Annotated in this window: 22 protein-coding genes and 1 pseudogene; 13 read left to right on the top strand and 10 right to left on the bottom strand. The window is 74.7% G+C overall.

What is annotated here, in order from left to right:
- Window positions 1–34: 34 nt before the first annotated feature.
- Window positions 35–928: an SDR family oxidoreductase gene (locus MicB006_RS29725; RefSeq protein WP_116510585.1), complete on the top strand. Its 894-nt coding sequence runs from the start codon at window positions 35–37 to the stop codon at window positions 926–928.
- On the top strand, window positions 925–1,722 hold the full coding sequence (locus tag MicB006_RS29720; RefSeq protein WP_116510583.1) for an alpha/beta fold hydrolase: 798 nt from the start codon (window positions 925–927) through the stop codon (window positions 1,720–1,722). The genes MicB006_RS29725 and MicB006_RS29720 overlap by 4 nt, the downstream gene beginning before the upstream one ends.
- 3 nt (window positions 1,723–1,725) lie before the next feature.
- Here the strand turns inward: MicB006_RS29720 and MicB006_RS29715 are convergent, their stop codons facing one another.
- Complete coding sequence (locus tag MicB006_RS29715) at window positions 1,726–1,950, bottom strand: hypothetical protein (protein WP_073829757.1); 225 nt, start codon at window positions 1,948–1,950, stop codon at window positions 1,726–1,728.
- 130 nt (window positions 1,951–2,080) lie between these two features.
- Between MicB006_RS29715 and MicB006_RS29710 the strand changes: the two genes are divergently transcribed.
- Together MicB006_RS29710 and MicB006_RS29705 are read left to right on the top strand one after the other, a co-directional pair.
- Window positions 2,081–3,028 carry a serine/threonine-protein kinase gene (locus MicB006_RS29710; RefSeq protein ID WP_116510582.1) on the top strand — a complete coding sequence of 316 codons (948 nt, stop codon included), beginning with the start codon at window positions 2,081–2,083 and terminating at the stop codon, window positions 3,026–3,028.
- An 80-nt stretch (window positions 3,029–3,108) separates the two neighbouring features.
- A complete protein-coding gene (locus MicB006_RS29705; protein WP_013285994.1) occupies window positions 3,109–3,537 on the top strand; it encodes an OsmC family protein in 429 nt (142 codons plus the stop codon).
- A 4-nt stretch (window positions 3,538–3,541) separates the two neighbouring features.
- Here MicB006_RS29705 and MicB006_RS32875 read toward each other — a convergent pair.
- Window positions 3,542–4,115 (bottom strand): annotated as a pseudogene (locus MicB006_RS32875) (endonuclease/exonuclease/phosphatase family protein).
- Between MicB006_RS32875 and MicB006_RS32555 the strand changes: the two are divergent.
- Together MicB006_RS32555 and MicB006_RS29695 are read left to right on the top strand one after the other, a co-directional pair.
- Window positions 4,017–4,544: a hypothetical protein gene (locus tag MicB006_RS32555; protein ID WP_225980570.1), complete on the top strand. Its 528-nt coding sequence runs from the start codon at window positions 4,017–4,019 to the stop codon at window positions 4,542–4,544. The pseudogene MicB006_RS32875 and the gene MicB006_RS32555 overlap by 99 nt on opposite strands.
- Before the next feature lie 300 nt (window positions 4,545–4,844).
- Window positions 4,845–5,684: a hypothetical protein gene (locus MicB006_RS29695; RefSeq protein WP_192900160.1), complete on the top strand. Its 840-nt coding sequence runs from the start codon at window positions 4,845–4,847 to the stop codon at window positions 5,682–5,684.
- A 10-nt stretch (window positions 5,685–5,694) separates the two neighbouring features.
- Here MicB006_RS29695 and MicB006_RS29690 read toward each other — a convergent pair whose 3' ends face one another.
- The 5 genes from MicB006_RS29690 to MicB006_RS29670 all read right to left on the bottom strand — a co-directional run bounded on the left by MicB006_RS29690 (window position 5,695) and on the right by MicB006_RS29670 (window position 10,031).
- The gene (locus MicB006_RS29690; RefSeq protein WP_116510578.1) at window positions 5,695–6,168 is read right to left on the bottom strand and encodes an ATPase; all 474 of its coding nucleotides are present in this window, start codon (window positions 6,166–6,168) and stop codon (window positions 5,695–5,697) included.
- A gap of 117 nt (window positions 6,169–6,285) precedes the next feature.
- Window positions 6,286–6,732, bottom strand: coding sequence for a response regulator (locus MicB006_RS29685; protein ID WP_116510576.1), 447 nt, complete (start codon window positions 6,730–6,732; stop codon window positions 6,286–6,288).
- A gap of 71 nt (window positions 6,733–6,803) precedes the next feature.
- Window positions 6,804–7,151: an STAS domain-containing protein gene (locus MicB006_RS29680; protein ID WP_116510574.1), complete on the bottom strand. Its 348-nt coding sequence runs from the start codon at window positions 7,149–7,151 to the stop codon at window positions 6,804–6,806.
- Window positions 7,152–7,227: 76 nt separating this feature from the next.
- The gene (locus tag MicB006_RS29675) at window positions 7,228–8,274 is read right to left on the bottom strand and encodes a B12-binding domain-containing protein (RefSeq protein ID WP_116510572.1); all 1,047 of its coding nucleotides are present in this window, start codon (window positions 8,272–8,274) and stop codon (window positions 7,228–7,230) included.
- Entirely contained in the window at window positions 8,271–10,031 is a 1,761-nt protein-coding gene (locus MicB006_RS29670; RefSeq protein WP_116510570.1) for a PP2C family protein-serine/threonine phosphatase, read from the bottom strand. The genes MicB006_RS29675 and MicB006_RS29670 overlap by 4 nt, the downstream gene beginning before the upstream one ends.
- A 258-nt stretch (window positions 10,032–10,289) precedes the next feature.
- Here MicB006_RS29670 and MicB006_RS29665 point away from each other — a divergent pair, with 258 nt between their 5' ends.
- Together MicB006_RS29665 and MicB006_RS29660 are read left to right on the top strand one after the other, a co-directional pair.
- Window positions 10,290–10,634 carry an STAS domain-containing protein gene (locus MicB006_RS29665; RefSeq protein WP_116510568.1) on the top strand — a complete coding sequence of 115 codons (345 nt, stop codon included), beginning with the start codon at window positions 10,290–10,292 and terminating at the stop codon, window positions 10,632–10,634.
- A 43-nt stretch (window positions 10,635–10,677) separates the two neighbouring features.
- Entirely contained in the window at window positions 10,678–11,025 is a 348-nt protein-coding gene (locus MicB006_RS29660; RefSeq protein WP_225980569.1) for an STAS domain-containing protein, read from the top strand.
- Between the two features lie 72 nt (window positions 11,026–11,097).
- Here the strand turns inward: MicB006_RS29660 and MicB006_RS29655 are convergent, their stop codons facing one another.
- Window positions 11,098–11,409, bottom strand: coding sequence for a hypothetical protein (locus tag MicB006_RS29655; protein ID WP_116510565.1), 312 nt, complete (start codon window positions 11,407–11,409; stop codon window positions 11,098–11,100).
- A gap of 183 nt (window positions 11,410–11,592) precedes the next feature.
- On the opposite strand from MicB006_RS29655, the gene MicB006_RS29650 reads away from it, so the two are divergent.
- From MicB006_RS29650 to MicB006_RS29640, 3 genes are read left to right on the top strand one after another with little or no spacing between them, the layout of a single operon-like run.
- Complete coding sequence (locus MicB006_RS29650) at window positions 11,593–12,564, top strand: DUF2267 domain-containing protein (protein WP_073829768.1); 972 nt, start codon at window positions 11,593–11,595, stop codon at window positions 12,562–12,564.
- A gap of 26 nt (window positions 12,565–12,590) precedes the next feature.
- Window positions 12,591–13,421, top strand: coding sequence for a spermidine synthase (locus MicB006_RS29645; protein WP_116510563.1), 831 nt, complete (start codon window positions 12,591–12,593; stop codon window positions 13,419–13,421).
- Window positions 13,422–13,460: 39 nt separating this feature from the next.
- Entirely contained in the window at window positions 13,461–14,543 is a 1,083-nt protein-coding gene (locus tag MicB006_RS29640) for an AI-2E family transporter (RefSeq protein ID WP_116510561.1), read from the top strand.
- Between the two features lie 27 nt (window positions 14,544–14,570).
- Here MicB006_RS29640 and MicB006_RS29635 read toward each other — a convergent pair whose 3' ends face one another.
- Window positions 14,571–15,869, bottom strand: coding sequence for an NAD(P)/FAD-dependent oxidoreductase (locus tag MicB006_RS29635; protein ID WP_116510559.1), 1,299 nt, complete (start codon window positions 15,867–15,869; stop codon window positions 14,571–14,573).
- Between the two features lie 100 nt (window positions 15,870–15,969).
- Here MicB006_RS29635 and MicB006_RS29630 point away from each other — a divergent pair, with 100 nt between their 5' ends.
- Window positions 15,970–17,415 (top strand): M20/M25/M40 family metallo-hydrolase, encoded by a 1,446-nt coding sequence (locus tag MicB006_RS29630; protein ID WP_116510557.1) that lies wholly within the window; start codon window positions 15,970–15,972, stop codon window positions 17,413–17,415.
- Between the two features lie 62 nt (window positions 17,416–17,477).
- Here the strand turns inward: MicB006_RS29630 and MicB006_RS29625 are convergent, their stop codons facing one another.
- On the bottom strand, window positions 17,478–18,011 hold the full coding sequence (locus MicB006_RS29625; RefSeq protein ID WP_116511973.1) for a GNAT family N-acetyltransferase: 534 nt from the start codon (window positions 18,009–18,011) through the stop codon (window positions 17,478–17,480).
- Between the two features lie 1,024 nt (window positions 18,012–19,035).
- On the opposite strand from MicB006_RS29625, the gene MicB006_RS29615 reads away from it, so the two are divergent.
- On the top strand, window positions 19,036–19,692 hold the full coding sequence (locus MicB006_RS29615) for a C39 family peptidase (RefSeq protein ID WP_116510549.1): 657 nt from the start codon (window positions 19,036–19,038) through the stop codon (window positions 19,690–19,692).
- Window positions 19,693–19,737: the final 45 nt, after the last annotated feature.

The raw sequence follows: 19,737 nt of genomic DNA, 5'->3' as shown, positions 1-19,737 counted from the left end.
CCGCACGCAGGCTACCCGGTGGTAACTTGCCGGCATGTCCATCGACGGTCGTTTTTCCGGCCGGCTGGCCGGCAAGGTGGTGCTCGTGACCGGGGCGGCCCGCGGCATCGGCGCCCACACCGCCCGCCTCGCGGCCGCCCGCGGCGCCCGGCTGGCACTGGTCGGGCTGGAACCCGCCCGGCTCGCCGCGCTCGCCGCCGAGCTGGGCCCCGGGCACGTCTGGTTCGCCGCCGACGTCACCGACCAGGCCGCCCTCGCCGCGGCGGTCGACGGGACGGTCGAGACGCTGGGCGGAATCGACGCGGTGGTCGCGAACGCGGGCGTGGCCAACCGCGGCACGATCGCCGTCGGCGACGTCGAGGCGCTGGTGCGTACCGTCGAGGTCAACCTGATCGGGGTGATGCGCACCGCCGCGGCGACCGTGCCGGCGCTCGTCGACCGGGGCGGCTACCTGCTCATCGTCTCCTCGGCCGCGGCGTTCGCCGCGCTGCCCGGCATGGCCGCCTACTGCGCCTCCAAGGCGGGCGTCGAGCAGTTCGGCAACGCGGTCCGCCTCGAACTGGCGCACCGGGGCGTGGCGGTCGGCACCGCCCACCCGTCGTGGGTGGACACCGACCTGGTCCGCGAGGCGCGTGCCGACCTGCCGGCCTTCGAAACGGCGCTGGCGAAACTGCCGTGGCCGCTGCGGCGCACCACCACTGTCATCGAGTGCGCCGAGGCGTTCGTGCGGGCGATCGAGCGCCGCAGCCGCCGGGTGTACGTGCCGCGCGCCGTGGCCGGCGTGCAGGCGGTGCGGTCGGTGCTGGTCAGCCCGCTTGCCGACCGCCTGGTGGGCCGCACCGCCCGGGCCACCGTGCCGCTGATCGAGGAGCAGGCCCGGGCGCTGGGCCGGGGCTTCGGCCCCAGCACGCCGCAGGGGCGGCCGTGACCGCGCCGGTGGAGGTCGTCTACGAGCGGCGCGGCGCCGGGCCCACGCTGGTGCTGCTGCACGGCATCGGTCACCACGGCGGCGCCTGGCGGCCGGTGCTGGACCGGCTCGCCGAGGCGCACGACGTGATAGCCGTCGACCTGCCGGGCTTCGGCCGCTCGCCGGTGCCCGCCGCCGGGCTGCCCGCCGACATGCGCGGGCTGGCCACCGCCATGATCGAGCTGTTCGCCGGGTTCGGGCTGGAGCGCCCGCACGTCGCGGGCAACAGCCTCGGCGGGGCGATCGCGCTGGAGCTGGCCGCTCTCGGCGCGGTCTCCTCCGCCACCGCGCTGTCGCCGGCCGGCTTCTGCACCGCGCGCGAGCTGCGCTGGGCGCTGACCGTGCTCACCCTGCACCGCAACGCCGCCCGGCTGCCCGAACCGGTGCTGCGCCGCCTGTTCGCCGCGCCCGCGGGGCGGATGCTGGCGATGGGCATGATCCTGGCCCGGCCCAACCGGATGGCGCTCGACGACGCGCTCGCCGACGCCCGCGCGCTGCGCCAGGCGCGGGCGTTCCGCGCCGTCGCCCGCGCCGGGCGTGGGTACGCCTACGCGGGCGCGCCGACAGTGCCGGTGACCATCGCCTGGGGTACGCGGGACCGGATCCTGCCCTACCGGCAGGCCGCGCTGGCGCGTACCCGGCTGCCCGGCGCGCGGCACCTGGACCTGCCCGGCTGCGGGCACGTGCCGATGCACGACGACCCGGAGCTGGTCGCCTCGGTCATCCTCGGCACCACAGGCGCCCGCCCGGACTGAGCCTCACTCGGTCGCGCCGAACGGGAACGTGTGCACGTAGCGCATCGTCCAGCCGCCCGGCGCGGCGTGCTCGTCGCGTTCGTAGAGGTGGTCGGCCACCCCCTCGGCCGGCTCCTCGGGATGACGCATCACCCACCGTGGCGGCGGCCCGCCGTCCGGCCCCGCGGGCAGATCCCGGGTCAGCTCGTCGGCCGGACCGCCGACGAACCGTACGCGCACCGAAGCCACCGCCGCCCTCCCTGTGTCGACCCCCCGCCGCGAAGCTACCCCGCCGGGACGGGAACCCCCGGCGGTTTGCACAGCTCTGGGGCCGGGTAGCGGGACCGGAGGGCACACCGGACGAGGCGAGGAGTGGACGATGCGGACGCTGGGCGGGCGGTACGAGCTCGAACAGCGAGCCGGCCTGGGTGGCATGTCGGAGGTCTGGCGGGCGCACGACCGCGTGCTGGACCGGACCGTCGCGGTGAAGTTGATCTCGCCCCGGCTCGACGGCGAGGCCGGCTCGGTGGAGCGGATCCGGGCCGAAGCGCGCTCGGCGGCACGGCTGGTGCACCCGAACGTGGCGAGCGTGCACGACTTCGGCACCGCCACGCTGCCGGACGGCCGGCCGGTGCCGTACATCGTGATGGAGCTGGCCGAGGGCGAGACGCTCGCCGCGCACCTGCGCTCCGGGCCGCTGGACTGGCGGATCGCGGTGCGGGTCTGCGCCGAGGTGTGCGCCGCGCTCGCGGCCGCGCACGCGCACGGCATCGTGCACCGGGACGTGAAGCCCGCGAACGTGATCCTCACCCCGTGCGGGGTGAAGGTGCTCGACTTCGGCATCGCCACCGCGGCCGGCGCGCCGGACCACACTCCGGACGGCGTCGTCGTGGGCACGCCCGCCTATCTGGCGCCGGAGCAGCTCGACCGGCAGCCCGCCACCCCGGCCGCCGACATGTACGCCCTCGGCGTGCTGCTCTACTACTGCCTCACCGGTCACCTGCCGTACGAGGCGGACAGCACCACCCAGCTGCTCGGGTCGCCGGGTCGCCGGACGCCCCGGCCGCTGCCCGACGTGCCCGGGTTGCCGCCCGAGGTGGCCGAGCTGTGCCGCACCTGCCTCGACGCCGACCCGGCGGCCCGGCCGACCAGCCCGATGGCCGCGCTGCTGCTGGCCGAGGCGGTGGACGCCCGGGTGTACGTGCCGATGAGCGCGATGCTGCCCCGGCAGCGCACGGAGCCGGTGTCGCCGTGGACCAGCCGGGCGGCCGCCGAGGCCGCCGAGGCGATGGCCGTCGACGCCGCGACCAGCGGCCGGATCCGCTGAGCGCGCGTACTGCCTGACCGGGCGCGGTTTCGCTGCTCGGGGTCCGGGAACGCGGTCCGGTGAGTGACGGGAGGAACGCGATGCCGGATCCGAGTTCCTGGCTGGCCGAGACGGCCACGGCGACCGCGGCGGGCGGTCACGTACGCACCGATGACGGCGGGCTCTCCTCCGCCCTGGCGTCCCCGCTGGCGCCGCACTGCACCGGTCTGACGCCGGAGCAGCTCCTGGCCGCGGCGTTCGCCTCCTGCCTGCACCACGCGGCGGTGGAGGCGGCCGGGGAGATCACCGACGAGGCGCACACAGTGCAGGTGACCGCCGAGGCGAAGCTGGGCCGGGACGACGACGGCCGTTACCGGGCCGACGTGCACGCCGAGATCTCCTCGGCGGGACTGACCCGGGATCAGCTGGCCGACCTGGTCGCGTACGCCGACCGGCTCTGGCCGTTCTCCAGCGGCGATCCGAGCCGGCACCGGCTCACTGTGACCCCGGCGGAGAACGGCCGGCACTGAGCGCTCACCACTGGAAGCCGGCGGTCACCGCCCGGTGGTCGCTGTCGGGGGTGCGCAGCACCCCGGCCGTGGTGGGGGTGAGTCCCCGGTAGAGGACGTGGTCCGGGCGGGTCACCGGCAGCTCCGCCGGCCAGGTGAAGCCGAATCCCTGCCCGGCCTCGGCCTGCGCGTCGCGCAGCAGCCGGGTCAGCGGGTCGAAGACCCGGTCGGTGGTGGCGGTGTTCAGGTCGCCGAGCACCACCAGCCGCTCGGCGGGGTCGGCGCGCACGGCGTCGGCCAGCGCGGCGACGGTCTGGTCCCGGGTGGCGGTGTGCCCGGCGCGCGCGGAGCCGAGGTGGACGACGTACACGGTCAGGTCGCCCCGGGGGGGCGGCCACCACGGCGCGCAGCGCGCGCTCCCAGCCCAGCCCGGTGTCGACGCCGTGCGCCTCCCGGATCGGCCACCGGCTCCACAGCGCCACCGTCGACACCACCGCGCGGTGCGGGTACCGGTCGGTGAGGACCGACGCCACGCGGTCGCCGTCGGCGACCTCCTGGAGCCCGATCAGGTCCGGACCGTCACCCGCGAGCGCGCCCACGCTGGCGGCCGGGTCGGGGTTGCCCACGCGCAGGTTCTGGCTGACCACCCGCACCGAGGCACCGGCCGCGCCGGCCGCCGGGGGCAGCCAGGCGCGCCCGTACAGGCCGGCCCAGACCAGCGCCGGCAGCAGCACCGCCAGCAGCGCCGGGCGGGAGCGGCGCAGCAGCGCCACGAGCGCGAGCAGGGGTACGCCGAGGCCGAGCAGCGGGACGGCGCTGTCCAGCAGGCTGCCCAGCCCACGCACGTTCGGCACCGCCCGGTGCCCGCCGAGGAGCGCCGCGAGCAGCACGGCGCAGGCGATGACGACGAGGCCGCGCCGTCTCCGGGAGCCGGGCGGCTCTCCGGGGGCGCGCTCGTCGGCCTGCTGCTCGGTCACCGTGGAGATCGTATCGAGCGCCCGGGTCACCGCGCCGGGGCCTCGCCATGATCCACGACAACCGCGTCATCAGGCGTGGTCGATGCCGCCCGTCGGTGGACCGCCGCGCCGGGCGGGCCGGTCGACCAGCCCACCGTCCGCCGAACGGTGGAGGCCGGGTCGCGGCGTCGCACGCCCGCACCTTCGACCGGTTCCCACGGCTTAAACCGACATGAGGCATCTTCCGGGTACGCGCGGTTCACTCCTTTCCTGATCCACCGCGTGGAATGCCGACCACGAATCCGGCAGATTGTGGCGCATGCCACCAATCACCCCGATGGCAAAGGCCCGGAAGCTTTCTAGCCTCGGCGGGTGCATCCCGACCACCCCGATCATCAGCCGTTGCCCGCCAACCGCCCGGTTCGCCGAACGATTGACCCGGCATCAGCCGAACGGAGAGTGGGGCGTCACCGCGCCCCGGAGCCGCCCCGGCGCGGCCCGGCCCGCTCCGTACCGGGCCGGATCGCCGTGGCCACCGGCGTCACCTGCTGCCTCGGCCTGATCGGCGTGGCAGGCGTCGGCGAGACCGGGCCCGCGCGGCTGGACGTGCACGAGGCGGTCGCCGACCGGGCCGCCGCCGACCTGCGGGCCTCCCGCGACTTCACCCGCCTCGCGCCACCGGCCGTCGCCGCACCGGCGCTGCCCGCCCCGGCCGTCACGCCGAGCCCGACGGCGTCGGCCAAGAAGCCGCCGCGCAAGCCCGCCCGCCCGAAGAACCCGCGGCCGGTCGCCGGGCTGGATCAGCGGCAGATGAACAACGCGAAGGTCATCGTGGACGTGGGGCGGGACATGAAGATGCCCCGCCGGGCGCTCGTCGTGGCCGTGGCCACCGCGATGCAGGAGAGCAACCTGTACAACCTGGCCAGCAACGTGCTCCCGGCATCCTTCGACCACCCGCACCAGGGCAGCGGCTCCGACCACGACTCGGTCGGGCTGTTCCAGCAGCGTCCCAGCAGCGGCTGGGGCACCGTCGCCCAGCTCATGCGGCCGGCGTACGCGGCCCGCGCCTTCTACACCGCCCTGCGCGAGGTGCCCGGCTGGGCGGACATGAGCGTCACCGCCGCCGCCCAGGCGGTGCAGGTGTCCGCGTTCCCGGACGCGTACGCCCGGCACGAGGACCGGGCCGCGACAGTGGTGGCGGCGCTGACCTGACCCGGACCGGTCAGGCGGCACCGGGCCGCACGGCCGCGGCGGCGGTCGGGGTGTCCACCGGCACCCGCTCCCCGCGCGCGCCGGCCAGGATCTCGTCGACCCGGGACTCGCGGCGACGTCGTGCCAGCAGGGCCGCCTCGAACTCGCGGCGGGCCCGCAGGGCCTCGGCGTACGCCTCCTCCCGCAACCGGCGGGCCTCCTGGCGCGCGGCCTCCAGCTCGGCGCGGGCCGTGGCCAGCAGCTCGGCGGCCTCCCGCTCGGCCGCCGACGGTCCGGCCGTCCCCGGGCCCTCGATCGCCGCGGCCCGCCGGTGCAGGAAGTCGCACAGGTGCAGGGCGTCCGACCGGATCTGGTCCCACTCCCGGCCGGCCCCGGCGGCGCCCTCCGCCCGCGCCGCCAGCCGCCCCAGCCGGAGGCTGAGCTCGTCGAGGCAGGAATCCACCTGACGCCTGTCGTATCCGGTCTCCACCACCGAGAACCTCATGCGTCGCCCCCCAGGCAGCCGGTGTTCGTCCCCACTGCCGATCCTGCGGTCCGGGCACCGCCGAGGGCGGCCATTCGCGCAAAATGTTCAGATTGCGGACGCCCGGACTTCCCGCCCCTACGGGTGCTTCGGGAGCACGACCACCCGTCCGAAGAACTCGTCGATGCGGCGTACCACGTCGTTGAAGTCGTCCAGGTCGATCGGCTTGGTCACGTACGCGTTGGCCTGCAACGTGTAACTGCTGACCACGTCGGTGTCGGCGTTGGAGGTGGTGAGCACCACGATCGGGATGGTCCGCAGGCTCTCGTCACCCTTGACCTCGCCGAGCACCTGCCGCCCGTCCATCCGGGGCATGTTCAGGTCGAGCAGGATCACGTCCGGGCGCTGCGCCTCGGCGTGCCGGCCCTCGCGACGGAGGAACTCCATCGCCTCCTGGCCGTCGGCGACCACGTCGATGACCTTGTCGACGTCGGAGTCGGCGAGCGCCTCCTCGATCATCAGGACGTCACCCGGATCGTCGTCCACGACCAGGATGCGAACCGGGCTCGGGCTGGTCTGACCCATGCGTTCTACCTGCTTGTCTCGAGGAGGGCGGCCGGCCGGGCGGCCGGTTGCTGGCGGGGAAATGTATCGGATCAGGAGGCGACCGGCGCGGCCGGGTCGACGGTGTCACGGGGGTGTCGGAGCACCTCGGCCAGCCCGGTCACCTGGAGCACCCGGGCCACCCGGCCGGTCGCCCCGGTCAGGCGCAGCCAGCCGCCGTCGGCGGCGACGATGTTGTCCCCGCGGACGAAGGCGGCGATGCCTGTCGAGTCGCAGAACGTCAGCTCGGCGAGGTCGAGCAGCAGCTCACGCCGCCCCTCGGCGACCAGCCGGTCGATCGCCGAGTTCAGCTCGGGGGCCGTGCTCAGGTCGAGCTCACCGGCCAGCCGGAGGCAGGCGTCGCCCTCGTCCCGCCGGGCGTACGTGACGGTGAACGTCACAACGGTCCCCCTCGCTCCCACCGCAGGCAAACCCTTGCAGTAGTGCAAGTATATGGGACGGCCCACCCGGACGCCGTCAGCGGCCCGCCGCCGACAGGCCGCCGACCAGAGCCCGGGACCGGTCGAGGAAACCGGCCGCGCGCGGGAAGTCGCGCAGCTGCTGTCCATAGTGCTCCAGGGTCAGACCCACCGCCCCGGCCGGCACCCCGCGGCTGACCAGGATCTCCACCAGCCACTCGACGAACGCGGTGAACAGCGTCCCGTCGTCCACATAGAGCGCGGCGGCCAGGAAGTCCACGATGTAGCCCAGGTCGCTGATCGTGGAGTCGAGCTGCGCCGGGGTGTAGCCAGCCAGCGACGGCACCCGCTCCCGCAGGTCGGCCAGGGCGCTGTCGATCAGCTCACCGCGCCGCTTGACCAGGCTGGCGTACTCGTCGTCGGCCAGGTGGTCCAGCCGGGCAGGCGGCACCTCGCGCAGCGCCCGCTCGTCGGCGACCAGGTCGGCCGCGGCCGGCGCGTCCGGTGCCCACGGCACACCCAGCACGCGCGCCCAGCGGCCGTCCTCGCCGAAGCCCCGGCCACCCACCACCACCGGCACGTCGGAGCGGCGGCACGCCTCCACCATCCGATGCGCGTGCGGCAGCCGCATCGGCAGGGCACAGGCGAGCGCCACCGCCTCCGCGTCGTAGCGGTGCAGGTAGGAGACCAGGTGGGCGGCGGGCACACTCGCGCCGAGGAAGACGACCTGCCAGCCGCGCAGCCGCAGCACCTCGGCCACCAGCCGGGCCGGCAGCGCGTGCCACTCGCCGTCCATGCAGGCCATCACGATCCGTCCGCGGGTCGGCCGGGGATCGGCGTACGCGGCCACCGCCGCCACCACCCGCTCGCTGATGTGCGTGGCGGCGTGCTCCTCGGCGACGCTCCACTCGTTGCGCGCCCACAGTTCGCCCACCTCGGCCTGCGCCGGGGCGACCAGATCGAGCAGCACCCGCTCGGCGGGCACACCGGCGTCCAGCAGCTCTCTGGCCACCGCCACGGCGGCGGCCTCGTCGGCCTCGGCCAGGCACTGCAGGTAACGGGCGAAGGCGTGACCCGGATCGGCCTCGACAACCGGCACTGTCACGCGGACCCCTCCCTCGTTCGCTCGGCCGCGGCCGGTTCCGGCACCGCGTGCAGGTGCCGGGGCGTACGCCCGGCCGGGCCGGTCGCCCGCAGCGCCAGCACCGCGATGTCGTCGTGGTCGCCGTGCCCGAGCCAGTCGCAGGTCACCTGCTCGACCCGCTCGGCCAGCGCGGGCGCCGGCATCCGGTGGCAGCCGGCCACGGCGTTGAACAGCCGCTCGGCGCCGAACTGCTCGTCGCCGCGCAGGCCGCCCCGCGCCTCGGTCACCCCGTCGCTGTAGAACAGGCAAGTCTCCCCCGGCGCCAGGCGCACGGTGACCTCGCCGATGCGGGGATCGGGCACCACGCCGATCAGCATGCCGCGCAACGGCACCACCTCGACGTCACCGGACTCCCGCAGCACCAGCGGTGGCAGGTGCCCGCCACCGGCCAGGGTCAGGGTCTGGCCGCCGTCGCGGTGCGGGCGCGCCACGCCGAGCACCATGGTGGCGAACCGGCCCTGCCCGTGCGCCTGGGTGGTCTCCAGCAGAGCGTCGTTGAGCAGCTTCAGCAGCCGCCCGGGCTGGGTCTCGACCCGGTGCAGCGCCTGCAGGCACTGGCGCAGCTGGCCGGTGAAGACGGCCGCCTCCACGCCCTTGCCCGACACGTCACCGAGGAAGAAGACCGACCCGCCGTCGGTGAGCTGGTGCGAACCGTAGAAGTCGCCGCCGATGCGCAGACCGGCCTGCGCGGGCCGGTACGCGGTGCCCCACTGCACGCCGGCCGCGGGTGCCGGCTCGACCGGCAGCAGGCTGGCCTGCAGCGTGTCGGCGACCTCGGCCTGGTCGCGGTAGAGCAGGGCGGTGGTCAGCGCCGCGCCGGCCCGTGCCGCGAACGCGCGGATCAGGTCCACGTCGGCCTCGTCGTACCAGCGGTCCGCGCGACGGGCCACCAGCAGCGCGCCGGCCGGCGCCTCCCGGCCGGGCAGCGGCACCACCCGGGCGACGGCGCCGGCGGTGTCCAGACCGGGCAGCCAGCCCGCCTCGGCCGCCTGCTCGACCAGCCAGTCCATCTCGTGCGGCTCGGCGCCGGACAGGCCGGCCTCGATGGCCGCGGGCAGCGCCGGGGCGGGCAGCATGCCGCTGTCCACCACTGGCGCCTGGTCGTCCGCGCGTACCGCCCGCCACCACCGGGACCGGCCGGAGCGGGGAGCGAGCACCAGGACCGCCACGTCGGCCGTCGTCGGCACGGCGAGGCGGACCACCGCGGCGGCCGCCCGGTCGGGGTGCAGCGGGTTGCCGAGCTTCTCGCCGACCACGGCGAGGAACGCCGAGCGGGCCCGCTCGGCGAGCAGCGCGTCGGCCCGGCTGACGCTCTCGGTGACGTCCTCGACGTACCAGCAGCGCCGGTGACCGGACAGCGCGACCGGCCGTACGCGCAGCCGCCGCCCATGGTGGGTGAACTCGGCCGGTCCGTCGCCGCGCAGCGCGTCCACCCCCGCCGCGACGAGCAGCTCGCCGGCGCTCACCTCGGGGACCAGGCGCTCCGCGACCGGGCTGACGTGCCGCACGACGCCGTCGGCGTCGCAGACGACAAGGCCCTCCCGGAAGTGCTCGACGACCTCGGACCAGTCCGGGACGGCGGGGCCGCGGTCGGCTGCCAGCGGCGGCAGGGCGGTCGTCGCCGCAGCGGCGGCGGACCATGCCGGAGCCCGTGCGGCACTCGGCGTGGAGATCCGTCCGTCGCCCGGGTCGGTACCCCTGACGTCGGCAGCAGTCACCAGCTGAGCCCCACTCTCCTCGTCGGCACCCCCGGGGCGCCCGCACGGCGCCTGTAGCCATATCGCTTCACCCCACACTACGCCGGTATGCCACGACCGCCACCCCACCGACGCTGCTCGGGCGGCTCGCGCACGCCCAGCGGAGCGGTGCCGCTGTTGTTACGATCCAGGCATCCCTGCCCGACCGGCAGCGTGCGGAAAGGCGTGATGGTGGTTCCTCAACGCAGACGGCCCGAGGCGACCCCGCTGAGCATCTCCGTGGATCGTTCCGACCCCGCCGTCCCGGTGCTCGGCGTCGGCGGCGACCTGGCCTACGCCACGGCGGCGCCGCTGCGCGCGGAGGTCGACCGGCTGCTCGCCGGGCGTCCCGCGACGCTCGTGTTCGACTTCGCCGACCTGCTGTTCCTGGACAGCACCGGCCTGTCCGTGATCGTGCACGCCTGGCGGGAGGGCCAGCAGGCCGGCACCCGCATCGAGCTTCGCGCGGTGCCGCGGTTCCTGGAGACCATTCTCGACCTGACCGGCGTCACCGGCCTGCTCGACCGTTCCCCGGTGGACGACCAGCCCGGGTGGCCGGCCGTGGATTCGGCCGCCTCCGCGTGACCCCGGGGGTTTCCCGCCGGTGCCCGGCTGGGAACATGGACGCGTGCCCTCGCAGATGCTGACCATCGAGGCGGACCGGCTCGACGCCGGCGCCGCCCGGGTGCGGCTGGCCGGTGAGCTGGACTTCGACACCGCCCCGGAACTCGTCGAGGCGGTGGCGCAGCTTCGCCGCGACGGCTACCAGGAGGTGGAGCTCGACTTCGCCGGCGTGGTCCTCTGCGACTCCTCCGGGCTGAGCGCGCTCGTGGTGATCCACCGCTCCGGCACCGGCGCGGTCCACCTGCGGAACACGAACGCCCAGATCCGGCATCTGCTGGACCGCACCGGCCTGGCCGAGCTGCTGGCCGCCCCGCCTCGCGGCGTCACCGGCAGCGCCCGCGAGGTGGGCTGACCGCCCGCGCGGCGTTCCGGGAAGGGGTGGCCCCCGGCCCTGGGACCAGGGGCCGGGGGCCGGGAGGATGGCTCAGGCGGCGGGCGCGGCCTGCCGATGCGGACCGCTGTCGCGCGGCTCCGCGAGCGGGGCCTCGGCGTCCTCCGGCGCGCCGGAATCGGGCGTCTGGAACAGGTAACGGACGAAGTCTCCGGTATCCCCGTCGTCGTCCGCGCCGGGCCACTGCCCGACGCAGTCGACGCCGATCACCTCACGCCCGGTGCCGTCGTGGTGCTCCAGCAGCGCCCAGAGGGTCACCGGGTAGCAGCGGGTGACGTCCGGGCCGATCCGCCAGCGGGCGTACCACCCGGGGCGGGCGGGGACGATCTCCACGATCCGTTTCATGTCGACCTGCCCTTCCGCGTGCGTCGGAAGTTGTCCGGTCCATCCGATCCTGCCGCCCGCCGGGGTGAGCGCTCCTCACCCGCAGCGAGTGAAGCCTCCGCCCGGGTCGGCCCCCGTTAGCTTCCCGGCAGCGCCGGGAACGCGGTCGGCGCAAGCGCAACCGACCAGGAACGAGGTGCGACGATGCGCAAGCAGATGGAGGGCGACAACCAGCGCCGCCGGGCCCTGGCCCGTCAGGCCCGCGAACGAGGGCTACGGCCCAGCCAGACCGGCGCCAGCCTGAGCGCGTCCAAGCAGGTCACCTCGCTGGACCAGCACGACCGGTCCGGTCCGCCGCCGGCCGGACGGCACAAGCCGGACACCACGCGCGGCGGTCCCGCGCCGCCGCCGGTCGCCGTCGCGGAGCAGCAGCGCCCGCTGCCGGACCCGGCGCCGTCACCCGGGATCTCGATGAGCTACCGGGACCTCGTCGACGACGTGAGCCGACGCGCGGGGGTGGACTTCACCACGGCCAAGGTCGCGGCGGAGGGCACCGTGCTGGCCCTGGCCCAGGCGCTGGACGAGGCGGAACGGGAGCGGCTGCTGGAGGCGGTGCCGCTGACCCTGCACGACGTGGTGCCGGTCTACGGCATGGAACCCCGCCGCGACCTGCCCGGCTTCCTGGCCGAGGTCGGCCGCTACAGCCGCCTCACTCCGGAGCAGGCGCGTTACCAGGCCGAGGCGACGCTCGCCGCGCTCGCCGAGGCCGACGCGGAGCTGGTCGAGTCGCTGCGCGTACCGGACGAGTTGCGCGACCTGCTCGGGCCGACCGACTTCGGCGGCGGCCTGGTGGGCGCGTCCTCGGCCACCGCGCCGCTGACCGAGGCGGAGCTGCGTGACGCGCTGGCCTCGCTGCCCTACTGGTCCAGCGATCGGCGGTCGCTGGTGCGCACGATCGAGTTGCCCGGCGGCAACCTGGACCGGGTGCTCGACCGGCTGGACCAGCTCAAGGCCGAGGCCGGACGGGCGCCGCAGATCGGGCGGCCGGACCCGGACAACGCCGTGCTCACGGTCCGCACGCAGCAGGTAGACGGCGTGACCGCGGCGGACGTGGACCTCGCGCACCGGGTGGACGCGGCGATCGACGAGGCCGGCGCCGGAATGGCGGCCGGCTGACCCGGCGGCGGAACGGCCCCGGTCCCATGCGGGCCGGGGCCGCCCGTGGCCGCGAGGTAGCGTGTCCCGCCGTGGAACGCGACGCCGAGGCGCTGGAGATCGTGGTGGACCCGGCCCGCCCGTCCGGGCGCACGCTGCTGGCCGACGGCGTCGAGCAGTCGTACGTGGACGTCGCCGACGCCCGGTACCTGCACTTCGAGTACGTGCGGCGGATCGCCGCCGGGATCGACCTGGCCGCCCCTCGGGGCGTGGCGCTGACCGCGCTGCACCTCGGCGGGGGCGCGCTCACGCTGCCGCGCTGGCTCGCCGCCACCCGGCCCGGCACGGCGCAGCGGGTGATCGAGCGGGACCCGGGCGTGGTCGAGCTGGTCCGGCGCAAGCTGCCGCCGCTGCCGCCGGAGGTGGTGGTGGCGGTCGGCGACGCCCGGGAGGCGGTCACCGAGGCGCCGTCCGGGGCGTACGACGTGGTGGTGGCCGACGTGTACCGGGCGGCCCGGATGCCACCGCAGGTGGCGGCGCTCGAGTTCGCGGCGCAGGTGGCCCGGGTGCTGCGCCCGGACGGCCTCTATCTGATCAACCTCACCGACCTGCCGCCGCTGGCGCACACCCGGGGACAGGTGGCCACGCTGCGGGCGGTGTTCGCCGACGTCTGCCTGGTGGCCGACCGGCGCATGCTGCGCGGACGGCGGTACGGCAACGTGGTGCTGGCCGCGTCGCCCGCCGCCGGGCGGCTGCCGGTGGTCCGGCTCGCCAACCGCGTCGCCGCCGATCCGGTGCCCGGAACCGTGCTGCACGCCGCGACTCTCGACGAGTTCGCCGCCGGCGCCCTCCCGGTCACCGACGCCGACCTGGGCTGAGCCGGGTTTCCGCACCGGCGTCGCGGGTAGCCGCGCCGGATGAGCGCCGCCACGGACCGGTCCACCGCGCGCCGGACGCTGATCGTGATCGGTCTGGTCCTCGCCACAGTGGTCGGGCTGGCGCTGGTCTGGGCCACCCGGCGGGTGCTGGTGTGGGGGCTGGTGGCGGTGTTCTTCGCGGTCGCCCTCAAACCGCTCGTGGACCGTCTGGAACGTCGGGTACGCCGCCGCGCGCTCGCCACGCTGCTGGTCTTCCTGGCCGCGTTCGCGCTGTTCGCCGCCATGGGCGCGCTGATCGTGGTGCCGCTGGTGGACGAGGTGGGCCGGTTCGCCGACCGGGCGCCGGAGCTGGTACGCGAGGCGCAGGCCGGGCAGGGGCCGCTCGGGCGGCTGCTGGAGCGCTTCCACCTGCTCCGGTACGCCGAACCCGGTCAGCTCCGCCGGTTCGGCGCCCGGCTCGGCGACCCGACAGTCGGGGTGGTCCGCAGCGTCGTCCAGGCGGTCGCCGCCCTGGTCACCGTGGTGGTGTTGGCGTACCTGATGGTCCTGGAGGCGCCGAGGATCGTGGCCGCCACGCTGCGGCTGACCGGCGGCGGCCCGGCGGCGCGGCTGCGGCGCATCGGGCGCGACTCGTCCCGGATCGTCACCGGCTACCTGAGCGGCAACCTGCTGATCAGCGTGATCTGCGGCCTTCTGACGTTCCTCGTGCTGTTCCTGCTCGGTGTGCCGTTCGCCGCGGTGATCGCGCTGACGGTCGCCGTGTTCGACCTGATCCCGCTCGTCGGCGCCACGCTCGGTGCGATCGCCGCGACCGGCGCGGGGTTCCTGCACTCCCCCACCGCCGGCGTCGTGGTGCTGGTCTTCTTCGTGGTCTACCAGCAGGTGGAGAACCATCTGCTGCAGCCGGTCATCATGGCCCGCGCGGTCCGGCTGAACCCGTTGACGGTGCTGGTCAGCGTCCTGCTGGCGGTCGAGCTGGCCGGGCTGGTGGGCGCGCTGCTGGCGATCCCGGCGGCCGGCATCGTGCAGGTGCTGCTGCGCGAGTTCGTGCCGGCCGGGCGGCAGGCCCTGCCGCAGCCCGCCGACGGCGAACCGGCGGAACGGCCGCCGGCCGGCGGGTGAGGGCCGGCCGGCGGGTGCGTGCGGCGCTCAGCGGCGGCGGGCCAGTTCCGGGGACTCGCTCTCCAGCGGCACCGCGTTGGCCGGCACCAGGCCCAGCTGCACGGCCGGGCGGGGCAGCGTCGCGTCGAGCGCCCAGTCCGCCGCGACCCGGGGCCGGTTACCCGGCATCGCCAGCAGGTGGTAGCCCCGGGTAACGGCCTTTGCGGGCAGCCCTGCCAGCGGCACCTTCAGCGGGTTCGCCGCCGCGTCCTTGCCGCCCAGGTCGACGACCCAGCCCAGGTCGTGGTGCTTGTACGACTTGCGCGCGCCCTGCCCGTAGGACGCGGCGATGTTGTGCGCGGCCAGCTTGCCCTGCCGCTGGGCGTGCTGCGCGGTCATCGCGCACACCTGTCCCGGGCGGGTCGGGTCGGGCACGGCGGCGGCGTCGCCGCAGGCGAACACCTCCGGGAAGCCGGGCACGTTGAGGTACTCGTCGACCACCAGCCGGCCCTTCTCGGTGCGCAGCCCCAGGTCGGCCACGAACGGGTCGGGGCGTACGCCGACGCACCAGACGAGGCTGCACGTCGGGACGTACTCGCCGTCGGTGAGCATCACCCCGTCCGGGGTGGCCTCGGCGACCGAGGTGCCCATCCGCACGTCAACGCCGCGCTTGCGCAGCACCCGGTCGGCGGCGGCCGACATCCGCCGGTCCAGTTCGGGCAGCACCCGGGGCGCGACGTCGAGCAGCATCCAGCGCGGCCGGACCTTCAGGTGCGGCCGCTGCGCCATCAGCCGGTCGGTGAACAGCTGCCCGTGCGCGGCCACCTCCGTACCGGTGTAGCCGGCACCGACCACCACGAACGTGGAGCGGGCCCGCTGCTCGGCCGGGTCGTCGGTCAGCTCGGCCAGCTCGATCTGCCGGACCACGTGGTCGTGCAGGAACAGCGCCTCGGGCAGCCCGCGGAAGCCGTGGGCGTACTCGGTCACGCCGGGGATCGGCAGCAGCTTATTGACGCTGCCGACGCTGAGCACCAGCCGGTCGTACGCGATCTGCCCGTGGTCGCCCTCGACGGAGCGGTAACCGACCCACCGGTTCTGCAGGTCGACCCGGTCCGCTTCGCCGATCACCACGCGGACGCCGTCGAGCGTGCCGGTCAGCGGGACGGCGATCCGGGTCGGCTCCACCACGCCGGCCGCCACCTCGGGCAGCAGCGGCAGGTAGAGGAAGTAGTCGGTCGTGTTCAGCAGGACGATCTCGGCCCGGTCGCGGGCCAGTCGGCGCAACGTCTTGGCCGCGTGGTACCCGGCGAACCCGGCCCCCACGATCACCACCCGTGGTTTCGTCATGCCTGCTGCCGTTCCCGGGCAGACCTGCGACAAACGTACCCATGATCCATCCATCGGCGACTATATGGACATTCCTCGTGATCGGCGCGAGGATGCCGGGATGGGAAACCACGAGAACGCCGAGGACAGGCCCACGAGGTCAAGCCGGCGTACCTTCCTCACCGCCTCCGCCGCGGCCACCGCCGCCGCCGTCACCACCCCGCTGGCCGCCGCCCCGGCCGCCGCCGCGACCGGCGCTCCCCCGGGCCCGGGCCGCCCGGCCCGCCCGCAGCGGCCGGGCCGCGAGCTGACCGCGCTGCTGCGCGAGATCGACAGACGCCGGATCGAGGCCACCGTGCGCCGGCTCGCCGCGTTCGGCACCCGCCACACCCTGTCCAGCCAGACCGATCCGGTACGCGGCATCGGCGCCGCCCGCGACTGGATTTACGCCCAACTGTCCGGGTACGCCGCCGCGTCGGGCGGCCGGATGAGCGTCGAACTGCAGTCGTACGTGCAGCAACCCGCCTCCCGCATCCCCACCGCGACCACCATCACCAACGTGGTGGCCACCCTGCGCGGCGACGTCACGCCCGAGCGGGTGTACGTCATCACCGGCCACTACGACTCCCGGGCCACCGACGTGATGGACGCGGTCAGCGACGCGCCCGGCGCCGACGACGACGCCTCCGGCGTGGCGGTGGTGATGGAACTGGCCCGGGTGCTGTCCACCCGGCGCACCGAGGCCACCATCGTGCTCGCCGCCGTCGCCGCCGAGGAGCAGGGCCTGTACGGCTCGGCGTACCTGGCGTCGCAGTTGAAGGCGGCCGGCGTCGACGTACAGGCCATGTTCAGCAACGACATCGTCGGCAGCAGCACCGCCGACGACGGCACCCGCGACCCGCGTACCGTGCGGTTGTTCGCCGAGGGCGTGCCGACCGCCGAGACCCCCGCCGAGGCGAGCGTGCGGCAGTCCGTCGGCGGCGAGAACGACTCCCCGTCCCGGCAGCTCGCCCGGTTCGTCACCGACGTCGCCGAGAACTCCGCCACCGGCATGGACGTGCGGGTCATCTACCGGCGGGACCGCTACCTGCGCGGCAGCGACCACATCTCGTTCCTGCGCGAGGGATGGCCGGCCGGCCGGTTCACCGAGCCCAACGAAGACTTCGCCCACCAGCACCAGGACGTGCGCGTCGTCGACGGCGTGCAGTACGGCGACCTGCCGGAGTTCTGCGACTTCGACTACATCACCCGGGTGGCCCGGGTGAACGCCGCGACGCTGTGGTCACTGGCCCAGGCGCCGGGCACGCCGAAGAACGTGACGGTGGTGACCACGAACCTGACAAACGACACCACACTGCGGTGGCAGCGCGGCGCGGAGCCGGACCTGGCCGGGTACGAGGTGGTGTGGCGCGAGACCACCGCCGACCAGTGGCAGAAGGTGCTGCCGGTCGGCGACGTCACCGAGGTGACCATCGACCTGTCCAAGGACAACGTGTTCTTCGGCGTACGGGCGGTGGACCGGGCCGGGCACCGCAGCCCGGTCGCGTTCCCGAAGCCGGGTAGCTGAGCTGCCCGGTCATGCTCCCGGGCGCCGGGCCCTCGCGGGTCCGGCGTCCGGCGGCTCGGTCGTCAGGCGGTGATCGCCCAGCGTTCGTGGTCGCGCCACGCGCCGTCGATGAACAGGTAGTCCGGGGAGAAGCCCTCCAGCCGGAAGCCGAGCCGGCGCGCCAGCCGCTTCGACGGCTCGTTGCCGGGCTGGATGTTCGCCTCCAGCCGGTGCAGCCCCAGCGGCCCGAACGCGTACCCGACCACCAGCCGCACTCCGGCCGAGGCGTGTCCGGTCCCGGCGTACGGCCGGAACGCCGCGTACCCGAGGTAGCCGCCGCGCAGCGCGCCCAGCACGATGCCGCTGATGTTCGCGTACCCGGCGATCTCACCGCTCTCCCGGTCGCAGAACAGGAACCCGGAGCTGTCCCGCCGCCGGATCTTGCGCAGGTACGCCGCGTACCGCTGCGCGTCGTCCGGCGCAGACAGCCACGGATGGTGCAGGTCGCGGCTGCGCCGGGCGGCGGCGACGAATTCCGCCTCGTCGGCGGGGCGGGGACGGCGGATGGCGACGCGGCCGTCGCTGCGCAGATATCGCACCGCTCCACTCTCGGCCACCGCCCCCACCCCGCCCCATCCGGGTCGGTCCCGCCGCCCGCCGTCCTACTCACCGGGAGCACCGTCCCACTTTTCAGGACCCCGAGAGATCTTGGAAGGAAAGCGCCCCCATAGGGGCCATTTCGTACCAAGATCTCGCCCCCACCACGGTCTCGTCCCGATCAGCAAGACCGCCAGTCCACCCCATCGGCACGACGGGCCGCCAGGGCGCCCGCCAACACTCACACCCACGCCTACGCGCTCGGCCAAGCACCCACTCCGACCCACACGCCCATCCGGCCGCGCCCCTGACCCTCGCCCACATCCACGCCGCGGCCTCGCCAACGCCCAAGCCCAGGCCGACAGGCCCACGCCCAAGCCGCCAGGCCCAAGCCGCCACGCCCACGCCCACGCCCACGCCCACGCCCACGCCCACGCCCACGCCCACGCGATCTTGCAGTTAGTGCCCGAGACCTGCACCTTTTGCGAGGCTTGTCGGGCAACAAGGTGCAAGATCGCGCGTGTGGTCGATCTTGCAGGCGGTCGAAGCTAGCGGACCCGTCCGCGATGTGCGGGGCGGGTCGTTTGGCGGTCGCTGTCTGGTTCGCTGTGGTGGCGGGGCTGTGGTCGGTGCCACCGTCAGGGTGGAATCGGTGGCGGGCGCGGGGCGTTGTACATGGCTGACCCCCGGGGCACCGGGACGAGCGCCGAACACCAGCCCGCGCGAGCGGGTCGCCAGGTCAGGGAATCGGCCCGGCCCGGACGTCGTTACACCCCCCGAGCGACGGGCACGCCGCCGTCCCCGGGAATGGCCCCGGCCCGGACATCGTTACATCCCCCAGGCCCACGCCGCCGGTCGCCCCGGCTGGCAGCCACGGCCGGTGGGAATCATCCCCGGCCGCGGGTCGTTACATCCCCCGAGCCGCGCAGAGCAGGCCCCTTCCGGGCCGCCCGCGTGCCAGCCCTTCCACGGGCACCCCCAAAACTTTCCCCCCTCGCGGAGGCACCCCCGCCGCGTATCCCCCACTTCAGGGAGGCAACCATCATGGCTACCACTCTGCTGCGCAAGACCGTCCTGACCGCTGCCGGTATCGCCGCCACCGCCGGTGGCATCGCCGGCCCCGCCATCGCCGCCCACGCCGCCCCCACCACCGGCACCACGAGCCTGGTGGCTGACCGCAAGAGCGGCCACGGCGAGCGGGAGCTGGACGTGCGCTACGAGGCGCAGCCCAACTTCTACTTCTGCGGCCCCGCCGCCGCCCGTAACGCGCTGAGCGTGCAGGGCAAGAACATCGACGTGCACGCCATGGCCAAGGAGATGGGCACCACCGAGGCCGGCACCAACTCCATCAACGACATCACCCCGATCCTGAACAAGGAGACCGGCAAGGACGTCTACAAGTCCACCGAGATCCCCGTGGACAAGGCCCGCGACCGCGACAAGGTCGACAAGCTGCGCGCCGACGTGGTCAAGACCGTCGACGACGGCCGTGCCGTGGTGGCCAACATCGCCGGCACCGCCACCGACACCGACGGCAACGCCCACTCCTTCGAGGGCGGCCACTACATCAGCGTGGTGGGCTACCGCGACGGCGGGAAGATCGTGACGATCGCCGACTCGGCCAACCCGACCCAGGCCTCCTACCGGATGGACGTCGACGAGCTCGCCCGCTGGATCGCCAGCCGCGGCTACAGCTCCTGACCCGATGACGAAGGGCCCGACCCCCACCACGGGGTCGGGCCCTTT

The organism is Micromonospora sp. B006 (genome assembly GCF_003408515.1).
Classification (GTDB): domain Bacteria; phylum Actinomycetota; class Actinomycetes; order Mycobacteriales; family Micromonosporaceae; genus Micromonospora; species Micromonospora echinospora_A.
The sequence above is the reverse complement of the archived record's forward strand: the minus strand, read 5'-3'. Positions and strand labels throughout refer to the sequence as shown.